This window comes from Blautia sp. MCC270 (assembly GCF_018785605.1).
GTDB lineage: Bacteria > Bacillota > Clostridia > Lachnospirales > Lachnospiraceae > Blautia_A > Blautia_A fusiformis.
On the sequence record NZ_WQQD01000028.1, the window covers coordinates 38,977 to 58,380 of the forward strand.

Sequence of the window (19,404 nt, forward strand, 5' to 3'; positions counted from 1 at the left end):
TTCCCTTTTGATCACACGGTTACCTTTGTTCCGGAGAACTTGCCATGTACGGTATTGACGATGCTGTCCTTTTCATCAAGACCGAATACCAGCATCGGCATCTTCTGCTCCATACACATGATGGAAGCGGTAAGATCCATAGCTGCCAGCTTCTTTGCAACTACTTCATCGATGGAAATCTCATCATACTTCTTGGCATCCGGATTTACCTTCGGATCACTGTCATAGATTCCATCAACAGCCTTGGCAAGAAGAATGGCATCTGCGCCGATCTCAACAGCACGAAGTACAGTAGCTGTATCTGTAGAGAAATACGGATGGCCGGTACCACCTGCAAAGAATACAACCTTTCCTTCTGCGAAGCTCTCTTCTACAGCATCCTTGGAATAAAGTGTGGTAAATGCACCACATACAAACGGGGTAAACACCTCTGTCTTAAGTCCCACATATCTGCAGATGTCAGACACATAGATACAGTTCATGATAGTAGCAAGCATGCCGATCTGATCCGCCTTGCTTCTGTCCATGGCTCCGCTGGTACGTCCTCTCCAGAAATTTCCACCTCCGATCACGATACCAACCTGAAGTCCTTCATCCACGATCGTCTTGATCTGTTTGGCAACCTCTGTAACAGTTGCTTCATCAAAGCCTCTCTTCTGCTCTCCTGCAAGAGCCTCTCCGCTTAATTTCAGTAACACTCTTTTCATATGTTTATTCTCCTTTACCATACGCCGGATACAACTTCATTGCCGTCATTGTCAAAAGTTGTGGATACCGTAAACGTATCATAATAATAATAACCTGTCTTACCGGACTCCGGCTCGTCCTCATAATCACTGCCATTTGGGCTGCCGCATGCATTCTCAAGCTCAGACATGGACTGACCGATATATCTTGCTGCTACAGATGCCGGATCATCCTCGCCGGATGGTGCTTCCGTAGGATCCGGTGCATCGGAAGAATCAGAGGAAGCTGGTGCAGATGTTGGATCCGGTGTGGATGTGGAGTCCGAACTGCCGGACGAACTGCTGTCTGTACTGTCTCCATTATCATCAGAACTCTCCGGAGTCGGAGTCACAGCCGTACTGTCTGAAGAATCTGTACTGTCACTGTCACTTTCACTGTCATCCTCAATGCCAAGCCTTGCCTTTACATCCTTCAAGGTAGACACCTCCTTGGTGCTTCCGCTCGCCAGATATGTAGCATATGGGATTCCGTCTTCACCCTCACCATCCATACAAAGACTCAGCTGTGAGATCGTCAGAAGCGGCAGCTGGCGGAAGAAACATTCATTCTGCTCTTCGTCAGAAAATGTGATCCTTACATCAAAGCTTGTTGCTGTATCTCCGTTATCGTCCTTCTGGCTCTTCTCCATATAATAAACAGCCTTGTCGTTGGAAGCCAGTGTGAATTTACCATTTACAAGATCGCTTCCCCAGGTCTCATCACTGTCATCGCCATCATCTCTGGTAGGACGGACATAAATTGCAGAAATCGTGGAGTTCATCTTATTGGTAAATACAATACTGGTAGTGGTCTCACTCTTGGTTCCCATTACGTTCTTGATATTTGCTGTTTCATCCGTAGAGGTCTGCATCTCCACCACATCCGTTTTCGCAGCTTCCGTTACCGTCGGGGTTGCCGTTGCCTCCACCTTCTGCTCCGGTGCCACAGAGTTCTTCTTTCCGCAACCGGCTGCAAGCATGCTCGCTGCAAGAATTCCGGCAAGAATCAAATAACGTTTTTTCATTATATCTCCTCCATATAAAATGGTCCTATTCGCTGTCAGGTTTTCCTTTTCTATTATTACAGAGTATCACTTTCTTGTCAACCTGACCGTTCTGAATTTCACAGAATCTTTAGATATTTTAAACTATGTCAAAAATTGGAACAGCTGAGGTCAGAACCCGTTTTCCCTTCGCTGTCTGCGCATATCACGGCGCATTTTCGCAGCTTCATTCCGGGCTTTTTCCGCTTCTGTGGTAATGATCAGTTCCGGCACCTGGATCGGTTTCTGGTCTTCATCTACAGCCACCATCACAAAAAATGCCCGGTTTACAGTATGACGCATGCCATCCGGCTGTTCCACATACGTATCGATCTCGACCTCCATGGAAGTTCTTCCCACATAAGTCACATATCCCTTAAGTACTACGATCTCTCCCTCATAGATCGCATGCTTGAACTGAAGATTGTCCACTGCCGCAGTTACCACCCGATATGTCTCCGCATGACGCATAGCTACCACTCCGGCAACCTCATCCAGCCACTGCATCAGCGCTCCGCCAAAAAGTCTTCCGCCTCCGTTCAGATGCTGCTGCATGATCAGATGAACCTGCTCCGTCATCGATGCTTCTACCGTTTTTTTACGTCTATCCTGTACCTCTGTCATTTCTCATTCCCCGCATTTTATCATACTTTTACTTTTTCAGTTGAAACCAGCCGATCAATAAAGATTTTTTACTTTAAAGTCTCGCTCCGCTTCTCTTCTCTGATCCTTCTTTGCAATATCCTGGCGCTTGTCATAAAGCTTTTTACCACGTGCCATGCCAATCTCTATTTTTACCAGGCTGTCCTTGAAATAAACCTTCAGTGGTACCAAAGTCAATCCTTTTTCCTTTAATTTAGCTTCGATCTTATTGATCTCGTAGCGATGCAGCAAAAGCTTACGCACACGAAGAGGATCTTTGTTAAAAATGTTTCCTTTCTCATAAGGAGTGATATGCATTCCATATACATAAACTTCTCCGTTTTCCACACGGACAAAGGCCTCCTTGATGCTGCATTTACCGGAACGTAAGGATTTCACCTCGGTTCCTGCAAGTGCGATCCCGGCCTCATAGGTATCCTCGATAAAATAATCATGAAAAGCCTTTTTATTATTTGCGATCAGTTTCATTCCTGTTTTTTTTGCCATTTCGCGCTCCCTCAGTCTTCCTCAGCCAGGACAAAATCCACGGTTTTCAGCATTTTATCCGCATCTGCCACACGGACACGGACCTTCTGCCCAAGACGGAAGATCTTTCCTGTCATGTCGCCCCGCAGTTCATATGCATCCTGGTCAAATACATAATAGTCATCTCGTAATGTATTGATATGGATCAGTCCTTCTACGGTATTCGGAAGCTCCACATAAAGTCCCCATCCTGTAACGCCGGAGATGATCCCCTCATACTCCTCTCCGAGATGATAGGACATATACTCTGCTTTCTTCAGCTTATCGGATTCTCTTTCCGCTTCGTCTGCACGCCGTTCGCACACACTGGACTGGCGCGCCACTTCATCCAGGATCTCCTTGTAATGCTCGGTACGTCCTTCCCTTACCAGTCTGCCTCTCAGACGGTCATGGATGATCCTGTGGATCTGAAGATCCGGATATCTTCGGATCGGAGAAGTAAAGTGGCAGTAATACTTCGCTGCAAGTCCGAAATGTCCGCTGCATTCCGTAGTATATTTTGCCTGTTTCATGGTACGCAAGGTCAGTCGGCTGATCTGTGCCTCATTGGGCATTCCCTCAATACTTTCCAGGATCTCCTGGATCTCACCAGGCGTGATCTCCTGTCCGGATTTCTGTATGTTGACTCCTTCATTATGAAGAAGCATCAAAAGACTTTCAATCTTTTCCGGATCCGGATTTTCATGCGTTCTGTATACAAAGGGATAATCTCCGGTACAGTATTCCTGTGCCACGGTTTCATTGGCAAGAAGCATAAAATCTTCAATGATCCTGGTTGCCACATTGGCCTCATAGGGCTGCACATCAATAGCTCTTCCTGCAGCATTCAGGATGATCTTACTCTCCGGAAAATCAAAATCAATGGAACCTCTTGTATGCCGACGGCTGCGCAGGATCCCGGAAAGCTCTTTCATCAGGAAAAACATGGGGATCAGAGCTTCATAGCGTTTCTTCGCCACATCATCGGTATCTTCCAGAATATTTTTTACATCGGTGTAGCACATACGCTCATCTACACGGATCACGGTTTCTGCGATCTTATGGGAAATCACCTTTCCTTTTTCATTAACATCCATCAGACAGCTTAAGGTCAGACGGTCCTGTCCCTGGTTCAGAGAACAGATACCGTTGGAAAGCCGCTCCGGGAGCATGGGAATGACACGGTCTGCAAGATAGACGGAAGTTCCGCGCTTCAGTGCCTCTCTGTCAAGGGCACTGCCGCCCTGAACATAGTTGCTCACGTCTGCGATGTGCACACCCAGATGGTAGATTCCATCCTTCTTTGTCAGGGAAATGGCATCATCCAGATCCTTTGCATCCTCACCGTCAATGGTGACTGTAACAAGGTCTCTGAGATCCAGTCTTCCATCCAGATCCGCCTCCTGTACATGGTCCGGCACACGGTCAGCCTGACGAAGTACTTTGTCAGGAAATACATTTGGTATGTTAAAGCTCTTCACAATAGCAAGGATATCTGTTCCAGGTGAACGTAAGTTTCCCAGCACCTCTGTGATCTTTCCTTCCGGCTTCCGGTTTCTGGAACCGTAATCTGTGATCTCTGCAACTACCTTGTCTCCGTCCTTTGCTCCCATGGAGTTTTTTCTGGAAATAAAGATATCTTTGGAAAATTTGGGGTTATCACTGATCACAAAGCCATAATCACGGCTGCTCTGGTATGTTCCCACGATCGAAGGCATTCCCCTTTCCAGAACCTTCAGCACAACGCCTTCCTGACGTTTTCCCTCTTTATGTCCGTTCCGTACAAGAATCTGCACCTTATCCTGATGCATGGCGCTTCCCGTGTCATTTTCCGGAATAAAAATATCCTGTTCCTGACCCTCCACTTCCACAAAGCCAAAGCCCTTGTAATGGCCAATAAAAGTTCCCTCCATGATGGTTCCGTCCTTCTCGGAGAAACGATATTCCTCATGATTCTTCTCTCTGCGTTCTCTTCCCTTACGGCCACGCTCCGGCTTTTCTGCCTTCAGAGCTTCTTTATTCTTTCGTCTGTCTCTGCGCTTGCCGGAAACTTTGCTGTATCTTCCTTTATTATCTACTTCAGCCTTGCCCTGGGCGCAAAGCTCGTCCAGCACGTCAAAAAGCTCTTTTTTCTCACTCTTATCCAGCTGAAGAAGAGATGCGATCTCACGCAGACGCATGGGCTTATACAGCGGATCTCCCAGAAGCTCCATTATAAACTTTTTTCTTTTTTCAAAATTTTTCGATCTTTTCACATTTTCTCCTGTTTCATATTTATATTTCATTTTTACCCTGTTATCCTTCCGGAGGAAGGCTCACCCGTGCCCCTGTATCAACGCAAAAACACTCCTGCTGATTAACAAAAGAAGTCCCCATCCGAGTTTCTTCTGCATGCTAACGCAGCAAGAGTGTTACCAACTTCTGTTCTGCCCCTGGCAGATCAGATAATGTTCAGTACGATTGACAGTACAAAGAAAATAACTCCCATGATAATGGTACCTCTTACAAGACCACCTTCCATGGAACGGCCCTTATTCTTACCCCAGTAAGTATCAGCTACTCCGGCGATAGAGCCAAGACCCTGCTGCTTGCCCTCCTGCATCAGTACGACAACAGTCAGAGCGATACAATCTATTGCATAAATTACAGTCAGAATAATCTTCAAAATGTTCACGCGGTTACACCTCCTAATCAACTAGAGGTTATTTTACCATAGCTAAACCGGGATTTCAACCATTTTCCGTTTATTTTATGCAGGGCTTTTTCTGAGATTTTTTTACAAAAGGATCTTTATATCTTCCAAGAGCTCCGAGCTGTTCGTGGATCCGCAGAAGCTGGTTATACTTGGCGTTCCGGTCCGAACGGCAGGGTGCGCCTGTTTTGATCTGTCCTGCCCCACAGGCAACTGCAAGATCTGCGATAAAGGAATCCTCTGTTTCCCCGGACCTGTGAGAGATCACTGCACGATATCCGGCATGCTGAGCCATCTCCACCGCATCCAGAGTTTCCGTGAGAGTTCCGATCTGGTTTACTTTAATAAGGATAGCATTGGCAACATCAAGTCCGATGCCACAGTGCAGCCGTTTGATATTGGTGACAAACAGATCGTCGCCTACCAGCTGGATCTTTTTTCCCAGGTGTTCCGTCAGATATTTCCAGCCTTCCCAGTCATCCTCCCAGAGACCGTCTTCAATGGAAACAATGGGAAATTTTTCCACCAGTTTTTCATAATACTCTGTCATCTCACCGGCATCCCGGTAGATCTTTTCTCCTTTCATGCGGCTCTCCCCAGGGAAAAAGTACACACCCTTTTCCTCATCATAAAGCTCGCTGGAGGCTGCATCAATGGCAATGGTGATTTCTTCTCCTGGTTTATATCCTGCTTTTTCTATGGCATGAACGATCAGGGTAAGCACTTCCTCCGAATCAGAAAGATCCGGAGCAAAGCCGCCTTCATCTCCAACTGCTGTGGAGAGTCCTTTTTCCCGGAGAAGAAGCTTTAAGTGCTGGTAGACTTCCGCACACATGCGGATACCCTTTTCCAGACAGCAAGCTCCTGTTGGCATGATCATAAACTCCTGAAGATCTACCGTATTGTCCGCATGCTTTCCCCCTTGTGTCAAGCTAATGACACAAAATTTTTGTAATTTGTCCAACAGCATTTTAACTGCAGATTTTCTGTGCCTGCTCTACATACTTTACCAGTTCATCAGCAAAATTCCATTCAATTTCTATTCGCTTATCATTATATACCTTGATACCACGAATAAAAGTTACTGCTATCTCTCTGGTTAATTGCTCATTTCCTTCAATCAAATCTGTCAGACACTGCCTGCCATCTGGTGGTAGTTCAAATAACCGTTCAGCCGCTTCACTCTGTTCTATCTCTATTTGTGCTATCGCTAAGGTCTCTTTCTCAATTTGTTTATCCAGCCTGTCATTTTTTCTGGTGAACTCTTCTTCTGAGATTTCTTCCATTGCATATCGCATATATAGTTCCGTTTTCTGGTGCTTGTATATGCTAATACTGTCTTTGGAGTTTCGAATATTCTTTGCAGCTTCATCCACTTTTGATTTTAATTCTGCTTTCTGTAATTCGAGTACCTGTTCAGCATCATCACTGATCTGTGCAAACAGCTTTATCGCCCTGAAAATCATCTCATTGAACTCGTCATCATATAAATTGTCTGTTACACAATCTTTATTTGCCGTATTAAATTTCCTTGGGCACTTAAAGTGCGGATTGCATCTGGTTACATGCTGTAGCTTCTGACCGCATCCCCCACATTTTACCAATCCTTTCAGCGGATAATTATTATTGTGAGTTTTGCTCTTTTTTCTGGAATTTAATTCCAACTTTTTCTGTACAGCATCAAATGTTTCTTTAGAAACAATCGCTTCATGGGTATCTTCAACCACGATCCAGTCTTCTTCTTTTGTTTTCAAATGCTTATTACTTCCTACTGAAGCAACTTTCCATTTACCGCCAATCGTAGTTCCCGTATACGTTTCTGTCATCAGTATCAGTCTTACAGTTACCGGATACCAGATATATTTTTCTGTTGTTTTCTTTACACCAGTTTTCAGAACTTCTCTTTTATATTGACCCGGACTCATAATTTTCTGCTCATTCAGATAACGTGCCAGCTGAGTGATATTCATTCCCTCAAGATATTTCTGAAATATCATCCTCACAACAGGTGCCGTTTCCGGATTAATCACGAGACTCGTCACATCTTCATCAGGCTTCAAGTATCCATATGGTGCTCTGGCACCCATATACTTTCCTGCTTTCTGACGCTGTAACAAAGTCTTTTTTACTTTAACGGAAGTATCAATGCTATGATGTTCGTTAATAATATTTCTGAAACCAACATCTATTCCCGGCATACCAGATTCATATTTCATACTATCAACATTATCATTGATTGCTATAAATCTCACATTCAGAAATGGAAAAATCTGCTCCAGATATGTGTCAACCTCTATATGATTCCTGCCGAATCGTGAGAGATCTTTCACTATAATTGTGCTGACTTGTCCGTCCCTTACTAATTCCATCATACTTTGGAATCCTGGGCGTTCGAAATTTGTTCCACTATAACCATCATCTTTGAATTCTAACACTTCCGCATTTTTGAACTCCTGTTTACTGGCTATGTATTGCCCAATCACAATTCTCTGATTGGTAATACTATTGGATTCATCCAGCATATCCTCATCTTCCAGAGATAATCTTAAATACTTTACTATGCACTTACCATCTGACATCTGATCACCCCCTCCTCTAAAATTTCTGATAACGCCTGTATTTCATCTTGAAATTTAAATTCGATTTCTATACGTTTATCTTCATATAAAGAGATTTTCTTTATATAAGAGCGGACAACATCTTTTGTAAGGAATTCCAAATTCTTTCCTTTACTGAATTCAGCAAGCCACGAGAAGTTTTTTTTACTCAATTTCTCTGTAATTTTTCTACTCTTCTCAATTTCTTTCTGTCTTGTAACCAGATCTTTTTCGATCACAGTTATTCTTTCTGTCATACGATTATATGCATCCGTATCAATCTCGCCCGAAACATATTGCTCATATAATTCAAATCGTCTTGCTTCGTTCCTTTTATTGACCTGAACAATCTTACTCTGTTCCCTGTTCAAATATTTTTTGAATGTCTCAAAATATTCATCATTAAAGCGTTTCAGTTGCGTTTTTAATTCACATACTGTTTTTAGCTGCATGATGAGTGCCCGATACACCAGTTCATCAATTACTTCTTCATTCCAGCGATTACAGTTATATTTTTCCTTGGAAATTTTTGCATAATTACCACAAATGAAATAATAATTGTAATACAAGACACCATTCTTTTCGCTGTAATAATATCTCCGAACCATATTAGCACCACAGTCACCACAGTATATCAATCCAACATACTTATTATCCTGTTTTCCCTGAGTCTGCATATTCGACAGATCTTTTTTTGGCAATGCTTTCTCCTGCTTTAATTTGATTACATTTTGTACTTTTTCAAATAATTCAGCACTCACTATAGCCTTATGGGTATTCACATGTTCAATCCATTCTTCTTTATCCAGCATTACATTTTTTTCTTTTGTAAGAAGTGAGGTTCTTGTTTTATGTGAATACGTATTTCCCAAATAGTGCCTATTTTCCGCAATCTGTTTAATTACAGATGATTGCCAATGCATATCTGTTTCGTCAATTCTATCCAAGAATAACTTCCCAGTTCTTGCGTATACCCTTGGCGAAGCCAGCAACATCGTATTAAACTCTCTCGAAATTTTCAAATATGGCTGCCCTGCAGCAAGTTTTTCAAATATTTCTACTACATACGGTGCAGTTAAAAGATCAGGAACAGTAGTAGATCTTCCTTTTTCATCTCTAGCTCTCTTATACCCATAAGGAGCATCTCCACCACAATATTCACCTGACTCCATCTTAATTTTCATAGCACTTGTCATCTTTACTGATGCATCTTTTGCATACATATCATTTGCAAGATTTGATATCATGATCCCCAGCATCTGATTGTCACATTCTGGACTGATACTGTCATAGTTATCATTGACTGATATAAAACGCACTTGCATAAATGGAAATATTTTTTCCAGGTATTTCGATACTTCTTCCAAATCTCGACCAAATCGTGATAAATCCTTTACTATGACCGTATTTATTTCTTTTGATTTGATGTCACCAAGCATTCTCACAAAATCATCTCGATCAAATTTTGTACCTGATATACCGTCATCCTTATAAAACTTTACAACTTCAATATCCGGATGAGATTCTGCGTAAGAAAGAGTGATTAGTTTCTGTGTCTCCAGCGATTCTCTCTTCTCACCGTTGATATCTACTGATATTCTGGTATAAATACCGGCTTTCCAGATTTTCTGCGGTGATGCCTGTACGATTGCTTCAGTCTGCTTCATCTGGCGATTTCTTGTTCTTGCCATTATACAGCCACCTCCTGTTTTGTTTTTCCAATCTGTTCTGCCAGTCTTGCAGCTGTTACCAGTTCATCTTGGAAGCGGTAAACAATCTCTATTTTTTTCCCTTCAAATACATTTATTTTTTCCACATACTGAAGAAGCATATCCCTGTCAAGATCTCCCAAAGACGGTTTCTCAAGAAATGTGTTCACCCATTCTTCGCACAGCAGTTTATTTTCAAGGAGATCTTCCATATACTCTTCCTGCTTTTCAATATTGCTTTCCAAACTTTTAATTTCTGTCTGATACCGTTCTCTAAGCAAAGCGTAATCTTCCCTAGAAATAACTCCTGACGCAAGATTTCCTGATAATGAATGTAACAACTTATAATATTTATTGACTTTGTTTCGTAATTCAAGTATCTGGTCATCATGCTGTATCAACGTCTGTGTATCCAAAGAATTCTCTTTCAAATACTCTACGGCACTTCGTATGGCATCCGTCATCTTACTGTACATTTTCAAAGAATCAATCACCAGTTGAATCAGCACATCTTCTCTGATGCTATGTCTGGAGCATTGATCCTTCTTTTTATTGTAAGAAGAACAGATATAAAAAACTGTCTTTTCTCCTTTATAACTGTTAGTTCGCCGGATCAGATTACCTCCACAGTCTCCACAGGATAATAACCCACCAAACAAATAAAGTCTGGTTTCTCCGGGTGCTATCCTGGTATCCTTTGCAAGTAACATCTGAACTGTTTCATATTCTTCTTTTGTAACGATGCCTTCATGATGATTTTCAAAAATCACCCATTCTTCCTTTGATAATGCCCTCTGCACCTTAACTTTATAGTTAATTCTTTGGGATTTTCCCTGTTGAAGCACCCCGTAGTAGATTGGATTCTTTAAAATACGAATAATTGCTACTGCTGACCACCTGGATGTCAGATGTGTCTGAAATGACGATTTGAAGTTTACTCCGGTCGCACGTTTGTAATCAGCCGGTGCAAGAACTCCCAGTTCATTCAGTTTATCTGCAATCAGCTGATTGCTCATGCCCTCCATCTTCCAGTTAAAAATATCTCTTACATGCTTTGCAGCAACCGGATCAATTTCTATCTGACTTTTATCAGTATCACACTTTTTATACCCATATGACACGTAATTCCCCACATATTCTCCAATATTTCTTTTTGCACTCAAGTGGCTCCTTACTTTTTGAGAATTCTGTCTGCAATACGTGTCATTGACAAATGATTTTACCGGTAACACAAGATGTGTATCTGTAATATTTGCTGTTTCAGAATCATAATTATCGTTGATTGCTATAAAGCGTACCCCCAGTTGTGGGAACACTTTTTGAATATACCGATCTACATCTATATGCTCTCTACCGAATCGAGACAAGTCTTTTACAATGATACAGTTGATTTCCTTATTTTCAATTGCTTTGAGCATTGCCTGAAAACCAGGTCGATTAAAATCTGTACCTGAAAAACCATCATCTTTAAATGTCTCAACAATAGTAATATCAGACGTCGATTTCATATAGCTATCAATCAAAATTGACTGATTTACAATAGATTCACTTTCAGCCTTATCTCCGTCCTCAATACTGAGACGAAGGTACTTGGCTGCTATCCAGATATTTTTTTGCATAAAAAACACTCCTATCCAAAGATTCTGCCAAAACAGAACCCTTAAATAGAAGTGCTCTATTCAAATTTAGTCCTGTTAGCATTATAGCACACTTCGTCTTCTGTGTGAATATGAAATTTTGTTGTTCCAGTTATTCCCTTATGCCCTTATGCCAATCCAGCTTTCTTTGCTACAAGCTGTTTTGTACAGTCTATATAGGAAAGGGAAGCTGCTGCATTAAAAACACTTTTTACAACATAGCCCATATCTTCATATACATACGGGTTATCAGAGTGATTAAGCAGCACTTCCATCTTATTGCTTTTCCTGCTATCCAGCTCTGAAATCAAATCCTTGTACTTTGGCAAACTATCTCGGTCAATCTCTTTGATATCAACCGTTTTCAATGCTTCTAATCTTTCAACTGCTGTCATGGACATCGCCTCCTTTTCCTATAGTTACCATTATCGAAAATAAATATTCGTAACAGCTATGTAGTCTTCTCTTCCATTCCCATCTGAATCCGCACTGCTTCTGTTAAAGCGGTTGATCAGAAAATAGCACAACTCAACAGTGAGCTGAGCACGCAAAAACTCATTCAAAAACACTGTGATTCTTACCGGCTCTGCCGTAAAGTAATTGAAGATTGCAAATCTACTAAAAATCCAAAAGCATACCGAACCAAACATCAGGCAGAATACCAACTGCACGATTCACTAAAAAAAGAGCTTCAGGATCTCGGTGTTACCAAAATCCCAAGCTCTAATAAAATCCAGAAGCGGATAGAAAATCTTGAATCTGAACAGGCTGCTACTGTCCGGGAAAAAAGGAATTGCAGAAAAAGCAAAAGACACTGGATATCATCCGACAAAATTTCACCGCACTGCTCGATGCTCCTGAGATCAGTTCAGACTTACTTCCAGCAAAACGGGAACCTGTTTCTGTCACAAGAGATAAATAAGATTGCACTGACAACTCAATTATTCTTTTCCAAATCCTCCCAAGGTTTCAGGTCCATTTCCTCCCAGGTGACACCATACGGTGCACCTACGGAGATATTTACCTTTGGCTTACGCCAGTTGAGTAACTAAACGAAAAAAACGAGATTCCCTGATCTCCTCATATTATTTATGGACTTTTCTTTTGCATATACTAATCAAGCATAATGTGCTCAAACTGAAAAACCATAGAAAATTCACTGCCATCTGGATTACTATATTTCTTTGCAATTTCCGGTGTTGCTCCCCAGGCTTCTCCAACAGTGATCATATCCCCCTTCTGAAATGTTTCTCTGCTTAGTTCACGCAGAAATTTATGTAGCTTTGGTCCATTATTTGTGATCTTAAGATCTGGCTCTTTTGCAATCTGATCGATTACATCCAGACGAAATCCACCTGCTCCTTTTTCCATCCACCAGAGAATCATATCATAGAGCTCTCTTCTCACTTTCGGATTCTCCCAGTTCAGATCTGGCTGTTTCACTGAAAACTGATGAAAATAATACTGTCCCAGTTCTGGAACCCACTCCCATGCCGGTCCTCCGAACACAGAATTCATATCATTTGGGTAAATACCTTCTTCTCCGTCACGCCACACATAATAATCATGATACGGATTGTCTTTGCTTTTCTTTGCCTCCAAAAACCATCTGTGTTCATCTGAAGTATGATTCAGCACAAGATCCATCATAATTCGGATTCCGCGTTTCTTTGCCTCCACAAATAACTGTTCCATATCTTCCATTGCTCCGAACATCGGCTCAATATCCTGATAATCTGAAATATCATATCCATTGTCATCCTGTGGAGAACGATACACCGGTGAGAGCCAGATTGCATCTATTCCAAGTTTTTTCAAATAATCCAGTCTGCTGATAATTCCTGGAATATCACCTATTCCATCTCCGTCCGAATCTTGAAAGCTTTTCGGATAAATCTGATATACAACTGCATTTTTCCACCATTTATTCTTATTTTCCATACTCTGTCTCGATATCTCTCTGACAGATTTTCTGATTCTACCGGAATATCCTCTCCTTTCTTTATATTCTCTAAATTCTACGAATGAGCGTCCCGTTTACACCAAGTATCTCTCCATCAAATTCTCGGGCAAAAAGAATTTCCCCATTTCCTTTTACTTTCACTTCTTCCTCCGATGCATTTAATAGAACCTCAATTTGATTACCTTCTTCATCTAATTTAATATATTCTACACATCGATCATTTTCATATGTATCCGGGAAATGGAAATGCGGGCTTCTGCACATTTTCTCGTTTCTTCTAAGCATGATCAGTTTCCGCATCATTGCAATCTTTTCCTGATTCTCTTTGCTTTCAATCTCACTCCATGGCATACATCTTCTGCAATCCGGGTCATGAGCACCCTCCATTGCGATTTCCGTTCCGTAGTAAATGCAAGGGCTTCCCGGAAGCGTGAAGAGAATCGCAAGCTGCTGATAAAATTTATCCAAATCATGAAAACGATTCATAAGTCTCTCCGTATCGTGGGAATCCAACAGGTTGAAAAGTACATCATTATTCTGCTGCATATACATGGTATAGCAACGATTTACCATATATTCAAATTTCTCTTTTTTCATCGTTTTGTCAAGGAAAAAGTCATGGATTCCGCTGAGCAATGGGTAATTCATAACGGAATCATACTCATCTCCTTGCAGCCACTGACTTGCATCGTGCCAGATTTCTCCTAACAGATAAATGTCCGGTTTAACCATTTTTAAATGTTCTCGTATACGCTTTAAGAATCGATGTGATACTTCATTTCCTACATCAAAACGGATTCCGTCTATATCGAATTTTTGAACCCATTCTTCACAGACCTTGCAAAAATACTCAATTACTTCTTCATTATTCGTATTCAACTTTGGCATTGTATCTGCAAATGCAAAAGAGTAAAAGCGTCTGTCTCTAGTGTCTGCTCTTTTTCCGATTTGTTCCCAGTCTTCCACCATAAACCAGTCCGCATAACAAGAATCTTTTCCATGTTCCAGCACATCAATCCATGGCGCAAATTTTCTTCCACAGTGATTAAATACTGCATCTACCATAATGCGGATTCCTTTTTCATGTGCTTCCATGCAAAGTGCCTTCATTGTTTCTTCATCTCCGAAAGCCGGATCAATCTTTGTGTAATCTGTAGTATCATATTTGTGATTGGATTCTGCTTCCATAATTGGATTAAAATAAATTCCGGTAATTCCGAGGTTCTGAAGATACGATAGTCTCTGGCGGATTCCTTCTAGATTTCCTCCGAATTTTTCCTGATTGGTCACAGTTCCGTGATTTCTCCACGGTGTGATATCATTTCCATTCTTTTCCGGTGTCCCGTTGCAGAACCTGTCCGGGAAAATCTGATACCAAATCGTATCATTTACCCATGCCGGTGTACGATTTATATCTGACGGATTCATCCACGGTACAATAAAGCACTGCTGCATACGGCCATCCATCTGAAGCTGCTCTTCAGTCAGGAAACCATCTTCAAAATAATACCAGACTTCCTCTTCTGTTCTCAGTTCAAAATAATATTTACATCGTTTATATTCTGGAAAAAGCGTTGTTGTCCACCAGATTTGATGTGGCAGACGTTTTTTATAAATAATTTCCTCTCTTTTTCCAATCCATTTTTCCTTTCCACCCAGGATTCCTGCTTCATAAGGATCTCCGTAATGAATAAAGACCTGTTTCACATCATATCCGGTCTTAATGTTTACAATTAATCTGTCCTCATCCAACGGATAACTCATTTGCTCTGATGTTTTATGATATACTCCAGTAAACTCCATCTTATTTTTCCTCTAATTTTTCCTCTAATTTTTCATAAACACGCAGGATTTCTCCTACACTCCACGCCTGTGCAAAACATCCTTTTGAAGAAACCGGAACCTCTCCATCATAAATCTCCGGTAGCTGGCCAATACATCCTTCACGCATTGCACTTTCCAACACTTCCAGCTGCTTTGCCACAATCTCTTTTGCCTCTCTTGAATTTTTATTCACTTTTAGATATGCAAGATAATATCCACCCATTGGGAAAGTCCAGACGGTTCCCTGATGATAAGCAAGATCTCTTTTTATCATCTCTCCGCCATAGCTTGCATGAAATTCTTCGTCTTTTGGATCTAGTGTCCGAAGACCATACGGCGTATACAGCTTTTCAAATACCGTATCTACAATCTGTCTTTCTTTCTCTTCATCCAGCATCGTAAATGGCATAGACACCGCCCATATCTGATTACAGCGAATCTGTGTATCTGCCTTTGTTTCTGAAATTACATCCTTCAGGCAGTGTTTTTCCTCCATCCAGAATTCTCGTGCAAACGATTCTTTCACCTTCTGTGCAAGTTCTCTATATTTCTGCTCTTCATTTTTCTTCAAAACTTCAGAAAACTTTTGCATGATACAAAGTGCATTGTACCAGTAAGCATTAATCTCCACCGGTTTCCCATGCCTTGGTGTCGGAAGAATCTTTCCAACGCGCACATCCATCCAGGTTACCTGATCCAGCCCTGCCCCGGCACTGATAAGACCATCCTCTTCCATATGGATATTAAAATCTGTTCCTTTCTCATAACCGAAAATAATTCTTTGCATTACCGGATACATTTCCTCTACAAATTTGATATCCTTAGTTTTTTCATAATATAACCACACGCAGTTGATAAATAATAGTGCCGCATCTACAGTATTATAAAGAGGCTCATTCTCCCCCTCCGGGAACAGATTTGGCATCAATCCATCTTTTTCATAAAATGCAAATGTCCGCAAGATTGATTTTGCACTTTCAACTCTTCTTGTGGAGATGCAGATTCCCGGAAGTGCAATCATTGTATCTCTTCCCCAGTCTTCGAAAAATGGAAAGCCGGCAAGGATGGTCAATCCATCCGTAGACTCTCTTTTTGAAAGGAACTTGTCTGCACTACAAACCAGTGTCTGTGCCAGTTTATTTTTCAAACCTGAAGTCTTTATAAGCTTCTCTTGATAATGGATCTGCTCTTCTTTTATTTTATCAAATATTTTTTTTGCGTCTATACCTATCAGACTTTCCATCGAATAAATCACTGTTAAATCTGTCTCTTCCCCTGAATTTACTCGTTTTTTAATCTGATAAACTGCGCCTGCTGTTCCATTTTCTCGTCTTCCATCACATTCATCGTAGCTATAAAAATACGTCTCTTTCTTTTCTGTGAATCCTTCTACTTCTCCATTTGTTTCAAAGAAAAGAGCATACTTTCCATCGGTAATCTTTTGCTCTTGTCTTGAAAATATCTTACCTTCTTTCAAATCTTCCCCTTTGGGTTCAAATTGAAAAAACGGAGTTACACAGAGAGCGGCCTCTTTCTGACCACGGTTTTTCAGATGATAATTCACTGCAATCTGATTGCTGCCCTGTGCCATCACAATCTCTTTTTCTATCTCCACTCCGTTTATCAGATAACGCCACGAAGGAAGAATTTCAAAAGAAAATTCTGTAAGATAACGGTATCCTTCTTCTTTTGTTCCATCCGCAAATTCCTGGGTTGAAAGAACATATTTTGATTCTCCGATATCCAATTCTTCCTTCATCCGATGAATCATATTTATCCTATGATTTGGAGCTTTCGTACATGACATGAATACCGAATGGTCATTTCTTGCCACAGCTCCGGTCATCGTAAGCGAAGAAAAACCTCCCAGTCCATTGGTTAAAAGATAGCAATTTTCAAGTCCTCTCTCTAATGTTTTCCAATCCTGTCTGCCATAAATCCACTTCATTTACTACTCCCCCTTAATCATTATTTACGTCCAAGTATCAACACGCTCTGCGGTGCAGCTTCTATCTGTCTGTCTGCACAGATTCCTTTTTTCCAGCACCAGCTGTCATCTGCATCGCTTAAGATTTCCCAGCCGTCATCCAAATGTTTCACTTTATAAACACTTTTTTTTGCATTGTAAATTATCTTCACCTGACTCCATCTTGATGCTTCATCATTGAGCACAGTAAAACCTACTACGTCTTTTTCTTTCCACATATCCGTAATTTGTTTATAACTGTCTTTTGATTTGTCACAAAGTCCAGAGAGCTGTTTTCGAAGTGCAATCAATCCCTGATAATAATGAACCAGTTCCCTGTTTTTCCATGTTTTTTCCCAGTCGAGACGATTTAGAGAAATCGGAGCCTTAAAGGTATTATCCTGTCCATCTTTTGTACGGGCAAATTCTTCTCCTGATAAGAAAAATAATGTTCCCTGGCAGGTCATATAAACTGCCGCTGCCATTTTATTCAGCCTCATACATTCATTTTCCTCTACAACTGTCTCTTTTAATTTATCCCATAATGTATGATTGTCGTGTGCCGATACATAGGTAACAATCTGCGAAGGTGCTTTCACATTTTCAAAACCTTCTGCCTGATAAGGATTTGCGCACCATGCTGTCACACTTGCAAGCATTTCATCTTCTTTTCCTTCTGCGCCGTTTATAAACCCTGCTTCCTTTGCACGTAGTGCAGAACCTTTGATTCCGTCTCGGGTGCTGTCACAAAAAGCCCCGATATTTTCATCCAAAAGTCCGATATTTTCTTTTGCTGCCAGTTTTTTTTTGCCTTCTACAGCTGTCTTATCCGCCGCCCATGGTTCTCCGTAAATAATCTTCTTTCCTTTTCCGTATCTCTGATCCAGTTCACTTCGAATCCGATTCATCAGATCTACATCCAGAAGTCCCATCAGGTCAAAGCGGAATCCGTCAATATGATATTCCTCTGTCCAGTAAAGCACCGACTTTAGAATGTATTTTGCACACATCTCTCTTTCACTTGCCACATCATTTCCACAGACAGAGCCGTCAGATACTGTTCCATCTGGAAATACCCGGTAAAAATACCAAGGTACAGTTCTCTGAAACCAGGAATCCAATGAATAAGTATGATTGTAAACCACATCCATAATCACACCAAAACCAGCTTCATGAATTGCCTGAATCATCTCTTTCATTTCTCTGATTCTCACCTCTCCATGTCTGGCATCTGTCGCATAGGAGCCCTCCGGCACATTGTAATTAACCGGGTCATATCCCCAATTGAATTCCGTATCCTCCCCCGCTTCATTTACAGAACCATAATCATACATCGGCATAATCTGGATGTGTGTCACCCCGAGTTCCTTTAAATAATCCAACCCGGTCGGATGAATTCCGTCCTCGTTCAAAGTCGTATGTTTGCATGTAAATGCTTTATATTTTCCGCGATATTCCTCCGGAAACCCACCTGCTTTATCCCATGAAAATTCTTTTACATGAAGTTCATAGACAATTCGCTCCGGGCCTTCTTCTGGTGCCTGATCTTTTTCCCAACCTTTTGGATTGGTCTTTTTCAGATTCACTGCCATGCTGCGCAATCCATTAACTCCGCATGCCTTTGCATATGGGTCTGCTGATCGGACTTCTTCGTCATCGCGGGTAATCAGATAATCATAATAAACGCCGTGAAGTTCTTCTTTGCTCTCCCAACTCCACACACCTTTTTCTTCTTTTTTCATCGGAATCTGCTCGTATGCATTTCCTCCATCCCCTGTCTGATACAGGTTTAAACTAACGCATTCCGCCTGTGGTGACCACAGACGGAATGTCGTTCCTTCTTCTGTACATTCTACGCCAAGATTATTTCCCTCATAAATATAATTTTCAAGAAATTCTTTTGTAGAGTAATATTTTTTTAATTCTATTTTATCTTTCATCGTCTTCCTTATCCTTTCACTGCACCTGATACGCCATCTACATAGTATCTCTGCATGAACAAGAAGAGAATTCCTGTTAGAAATGCTGCCAGTCCTCTTTTCGTCATATCTCTTCCTTTCATCCCTTTTATTTCGTATTGT

General features: G+C 41.2%; 13 protein-coding genes and 2 pseudogenes. All 15 read right to left on the bottom strand.

The features are described 5' to 3' along the window. Positions 1–11 precede the first annotated feature (11 nt). Positions 12–707 carry a UMP kinase gene (gene pyrH / locus GPK58_RS08375; RefSeq protein ID WP_021976283.1) on the bottom strand — a complete coding sequence of 232 codons (696 nt, stop codon included), beginning with the start codon at positions 705–707 and terminating at the stop codon, positions 12–14. A 14-nt stretch (positions 708–721) separates the two neighbouring features. Continuing rightward, positions 722–1,750 carry a hypothetical protein gene (locus GPK58_RS08380; protein WP_173776111.1) on the bottom strand — a complete coding sequence of 343 codons (1,029 nt, stop codon included), beginning with the start codon at positions 1,748–1,750 and terminating at the stop codon, positions 722–724. Between the two features lie 150 nt (positions 1,751–1,900). Then, positions 1,901–2,392 carry an acyl-CoA thioesterase gene (locus tag GPK58_RS08385; RefSeq protein WP_114002727.1) on the bottom strand — a complete coding sequence of 164 codons (492 nt, stop codon included), beginning with the start codon at positions 2,390–2,392 and terminating at the stop codon, positions 1,901–1,903. A gap of 54 nt (positions 2,393–2,446) precedes the next feature. Then, the gene (smpB, locus tag GPK58_RS08390) at positions 2,447–2,917 is read right to left on the bottom strand and encodes an SsrA-binding protein SmpB (protein ID WP_021652954.1); all 471 of its coding nucleotides are present in this window, start codon (positions 2,915–2,917) and stop codon (positions 2,447–2,449) included. Between the two features lie 11 nt (positions 2,918–2,928). Then, entirely contained in the window at positions 2,929–5,220 is a 2,292-nt protein-coding gene (gene rnr, locus GPK58_RS08395) for a ribonuclease R (RefSeq protein ID WP_118609085.1), read from the bottom strand. A gap of 155 nt (positions 5,221–5,375) precedes the next feature. Beyond that, positions 5,376–5,609 carry a preprotein translocase subunit SecG gene (gene secG / locus GPK58_RS08400; RefSeq protein WP_021652956.1) on the bottom strand — a complete coding sequence of 78 codons (234 nt, stop codon included), beginning with the start codon at positions 5,607–5,609 and terminating at the stop codon, positions 5,376–5,378. A gap of 70 nt (positions 5,610–5,679) precedes the next feature. Continuing rightward, a pseudogene (gene eno / locus GPK58_RS08405) lies at positions 5,680–6,552 on the bottom strand (phosphopyruvate hydratase); the annotation flags it as partial. A 46-nt stretch (positions 6,553–6,598) separates the two neighbouring features. Then, positions 6,599–8,206, bottom strand: coding sequence for a recombinase family protein (locus GPK58_RS08410; protein WP_215638490.1), 1,608 nt, complete (start codon positions 8,204–8,206; stop codon positions 6,599–6,601). Further along, positions 8,185–9,915: a recombinase family protein gene (locus GPK58_RS08415; protein ID WP_215638491.1), complete on the bottom strand. Its 1,731-nt coding sequence runs from the start codon at positions 9,913–9,915 to the stop codon at positions 8,185–8,187. The genes GPK58_RS08410 and GPK58_RS08415 overlap by 22 nt, the downstream gene beginning before the upstream one ends. After that, on the bottom strand, positions 9,915–11,552 hold the full coding sequence (locus GPK58_RS08420) for a recombinase family protein (RefSeq protein WP_215638492.1): 1,638 nt from the start codon (positions 11,550–11,552) through the stop codon (positions 9,915–9,917). The genes GPK58_RS08415 and GPK58_RS08420 overlap by 1 nt, the downstream gene beginning before the upstream one ends. Before the next feature lie 146 nt (positions 11,553–11,698). Continuing rightward, a complete protein-coding gene (locus tag GPK58_RS08425; protein ID WP_118142741.1) occupies positions 11,699–11,965 on the bottom strand; it encodes a DUF6870 family protein in 267 nt (88 codons plus the stop codon). 721 nt (positions 11,966–12,686) lie between these two features. Next, positions 12,687–13,511 (bottom strand): annotated as a pseudogene (locus GPK58_RS08430) (alpha-amylase family glycosyl hydrolase); the annotation flags it as partial. Positions 13,512–13,581: 70 nt separating this feature from the next. Continuing rightward, entirely contained in the window at positions 13,582–15,336 is a 1,755-nt protein-coding gene (locus GPK58_RS08435) for a glycoside hydrolase family 13 protein (protein ID WP_173722702.1), read from the bottom strand. 1 nt (position 15,337) lies between these two features. Next, the gene (locus tag GPK58_RS08440) at positions 15,338–17,305 is read right to left on the bottom strand and encodes an amylo-alpha-1,6-glucosidase (RefSeq protein ID WP_215638493.1); all 1,968 of its coding nucleotides are present in this window, start codon (positions 17,303–17,305) and stop codon (positions 15,338–15,340) included. Between the two features lie 20 nt (positions 17,306–17,325). After that, entirely contained in the window at positions 17,326–19,263 is a 1,938-nt protein-coding gene (pulA, locus tag GPK58_RS08445) for a type I pullulanase (protein ID WP_215638494.1), read from the bottom strand. Between the last annotated feature and the right edge of the window lie 141 nt (positions 19,264–19,404).